Below are 3,057 nucleotides of genomic sequence, written 5' to 3' on the forward strand. Positions count from 1 at the left end.
GCGCCAGCCAGCAGGCGGGCGGTCCGGATGCCTGGACGCCGTGGATGCGCCGGGCGGCGGCCGAGCAGCGCACCTTCTACGGCATGCTGGCCCGCCGCAGCCTCGGGCTCGGCACCGGGATCAGGGCCGCCCATGACGTGCTCGGGCAGGCCGATGTCGAGGCGATCGGCGCCCTCCCCGGCGGCGCGCGGGCATTTGCCCTGCTGCAGGTCGGACAAACTACGCCGGCGGAGGCGGAGCTACGCCTCCTGTGGCCGCAGTTGCGCGGACGCCCCGGCATGGTGCGCTCGCTGCTGCTGGTCGCACGCGAGGCGGGCTTCGCCGACCTGGCGGCCGATCTCGCGGCGGCACCGGAAGCCGGCGACGGACGACCGGCCGAGGCCGCGGATGCCTATGTGCCGCATCTCGCGCCACGCGGCGGGTTCCGGATCGATCCGGCCCTGGTCTATGCGGTCGCCCGCCTGGAATCTAACTTCGACCCGCGCGTGATCTCCGGCGCGGGGGCGCGCGGACTGATGCAGCTGATGCCCGTCACCGCGGGCTATATCGGCCGCGATCCGTCGCTTGCGGGCGCGGGACGGGTGCGCCTGCATGACCCGGCGCTCAATCTCGACATCGGGCAGCGCTACCTGAAGTTCCTCGCCGATCAGGACGACATCGACGGCAATCTCCTACGCGTGCTCGCCAGCTACAATTCCGGAACCGGCAGCTTCGCCCGATGGAGCGCCGATGTGCACGATCAGGGTGATCCGCTGCTGTTCATCGAGGCGATCCCGAACCACGAGACGCGGTCTTTCGTGCAGCACGTGCTGGCCTATTCGTGGATCTATGCCGCGCGCCTGCATCTGCCGTCGCCGAGCCTGGATGCGCTGGTCGCCGGCCGCTTTCCGCGCTTTCCGACCGACGCGCCGCAGCTGCCGGCAAGACCGCCCGCCCCCGCTACGCAGCAGGTCAGCGTGCGCCTACATTAGCGGCGCAACGCAAGGGGCGCCGCCATGGCCAGGATCGACGAGACGCGGCCGTTCATCGCCGTGAACATCGCCGTGCTCACCGTGTCCGACACGCGCACGGAGGCGAACGACACATCGGGCGATACGCTCGCCGCGCGCATCACGGACGGCGGGCACCACGTCGCCGCGCGCGCGATCGAACGCGACGAGTCCGACGCCATCGAGCACCGGCTGCGCGCCTGGATCGCCGATCCGTCGATCGACGTCGTCATCACCACCGGCGGCACCGGCATCACCGGCCGCGACGTGACGCCGGAAGCCTTCGAGCGCGTGATGGAAAAGCGGATCGAGGGATTTGGCGAGCTGTTCCGCATGATCTCGTTCCAGAAGATCGGCACGTCCACGATGCAGTCGCGCGCGATCGGCGGCGTGGCCGGGGGGACGTATCTGTTCGCGCTCCCTGGCAGCACCGGCGCCGTGCGCGACGCGTGGGACGAGATCCTGCGCTGGCAGCTCGACAACCGTCACCGCCCCTGCAACCTCGTCGAGCTGATGCCGCGGCTGCAGGAGCATCGCCGGCGCACGGCGCCGTAGCGCGCCGTCAGTGACCTCGTGTCTGCGCTGAGAGAAACCTGTCGGCGAGCGCGCCATAGAGGGGACGCGTGCAGACCATGCGCGAGATGGCGAATGCCAGCATCGCGGTCGCCATCAGCGGGATCGTCACCGTCTGGTTGTCCGTCATCTCCATGACGATGACCGTCGCGGTGATCGGCGCCTGCACCACGCCGGAGAAATAGGCGACCATGCCGAGCAGCACCATCGCGCCCGCCGGGGCCGCGGGGATGAACTTCGCGAGCGTGGCGCCGATGCCCGCGCCCACCGACAGCGACGGCGCGAAGATGCCGCCGGGGATGCCGCTGATGTAGGACACGATCGTCGCCGCGCATTTCAGCACGGCATAGGCCGCCGGCAGATGAACGGCGCCCGCGACAAGCGCCCGTGCCTGCCCATAGCCGGTGCCGTAGCTCTGCCCGCCGGAGACGAAGCCGAACACCGCCAGGGCAAGACCGCACAGCGCGGCGAAGGCGACCGGGTGGCGTTGCACGAACTGTCCCGCCTTGCCGCGAAACCCGCGTGCGGCATGGATGAGCGACCAGGAGAAGAAACCGCCGAGCAGACCGCCCGCGAGGCTGCACGCGGGCACCGCGATCCAGGCCACGCCGAGCGGCAGGTCCGACGAGGTCTGGCCGAAATACGTATAGTTGCCGAGCAGCGCGAGCGTCGTCGCGCCGGCGAGGATGACGGCGGTGAAGACGGTGCCGCTGGTCCGGCTCTCGAAGGAGTGGCTCAGTTCCTCGATCGCGAACACGACTCCCGCGAGCGGCGTGTTGAAGGCCGCGCTCACCCCCGCCGCGCCGCCGGCGAGCACCAGCGCACGTTGCACGTCGACGCTCGGGACGCGCGCGGCACGACCGAGCGCGTTCATCAGCGCCGCCCCGATCTGCACCGTCGGGCCCTCGCGTCCGATCGACGCGCCGCAAGCGAGGCCGAGCAACGTCAGGACGACCTTTCCCACCGCAACGCGCAGCGACAGGATGCGGTCGATGGTCGCGCTGTCGGTCAGATGCAGCGCCGCGATCGTCTGCGGGATGCCGCTTCCCTGTGCGCCCGGGAACACGCTCCGCGTCAGCTGCACGGAGATGGCGAGCCCCGCGGGCGCCAGCAGGAAGGGCAGCCACGGCCGCCCGTCGGTCATCAAGCGGAACAGCCGGCCCGCGTAGTCCGCCCCGCTCGCGAAGCCGATGGCGATCGCGGCCACCAGCATCGCGCCGCCCCAGAACAGTCCCTGCCGCCACCACAGCTTCGGCGAGGCATAACGGTAGCGCAGCACGCGCAGCACGCGCACGGTTCGAGTGGTATTCATGCAGATCCCGCCGAGATGCGGCGCCATGCCGCGTAGTCCGCCGGGGTATCGACGTCCGCAATGCAGCGCAACAGCGCAACGCGCCGTCCCGCGAAATTGGCACGCGTGTCGGCCAGCGCGTGCGGTCCCGACCAGCGCACGCCGGCGAACGGCCGGGCCGGACGGCGCGGGCCGAGCGCGACG

Annotated in this window: 3 protein-coding genes and 1 pseudogene; 2 read left to right on the forward strand and 2 right to left on the reverse strand. The window is 70.8% G+C overall.

The window, feature by feature from the left end; genetic code table 11:
* Together B8460_RS17760 and moaB are read left to right on the forward strand one after the other, a co-directional pair.
* Window positions 1–971, forward strand: a 971-nt coding sequence (locus B8460_RS17760) for a lytic transglycosylase domain-containing protein (protein ID WP_048862954.1), incomplete at its 5' end; no start/stop codon positions are given.
* Window positions 972–995: 24 nt separating this feature from the next.
* Complete coding sequence (moaB, locus tag B8460_RS17765) at window positions 996–1,544, forward strand: molybdenum cofactor biosynthesis protein B (RefSeq protein WP_048862955.1); 549 nt, start codon at window positions 996–998, stop codon at window positions 1,542–1,544.
* Between the two features lie 7 nt (window positions 1,545–1,551).
* On the opposite strand, the gene B8460_RS17770 is transcribed toward moaB, so the two are convergent.
* The gene (locus B8460_RS17770) at window positions 1,552–2,901 is read right to left on the reverse strand and encodes a chloride channel protein (protein ID WP_373855914.1); all 1,350 of its coding nucleotides are present in this window, start codon (window positions 2,899–2,901) and stop codon (window positions 1,552–1,554) included.
* Window positions 2,871–3,057 (reverse strand): annotated as a pseudogene (locus B8460_RS23115) (TIGR04282 family arsenosugar biosynthesis glycosyltransferase); the annotation flags it as partial. The gene B8460_RS17770 and the pseudogene B8460_RS23115, both read right to left, overlap by 31 nt.

This window comes from Acidisphaera rubrifaciens HS-AP3 (assembly GCF_000964365.1).
In the GTDB taxonomy this organism is placed as follows: Bacteria; Pseudomonadota; Alphaproteobacteria; order Acetobacterales; family Acetobacteraceae; genus Acidisphaera; species Acidisphaera rubrifaciens.

Coding starts and splice junctions, on each gene's coding strand:
- B8460_RS17770 (WP_373855914.1), bottom strand. CDS start 2,901: ATGGCGCCGCATCTCGGCGGGATCTGCATGAATACCACTCGAACCGTG.
- moaB (WP_048862955.1), top strand. CDS start 996: ATGGCCAGGATCGACGAGACGCGGCCGTTCATCGCCGTGAACATCGCC.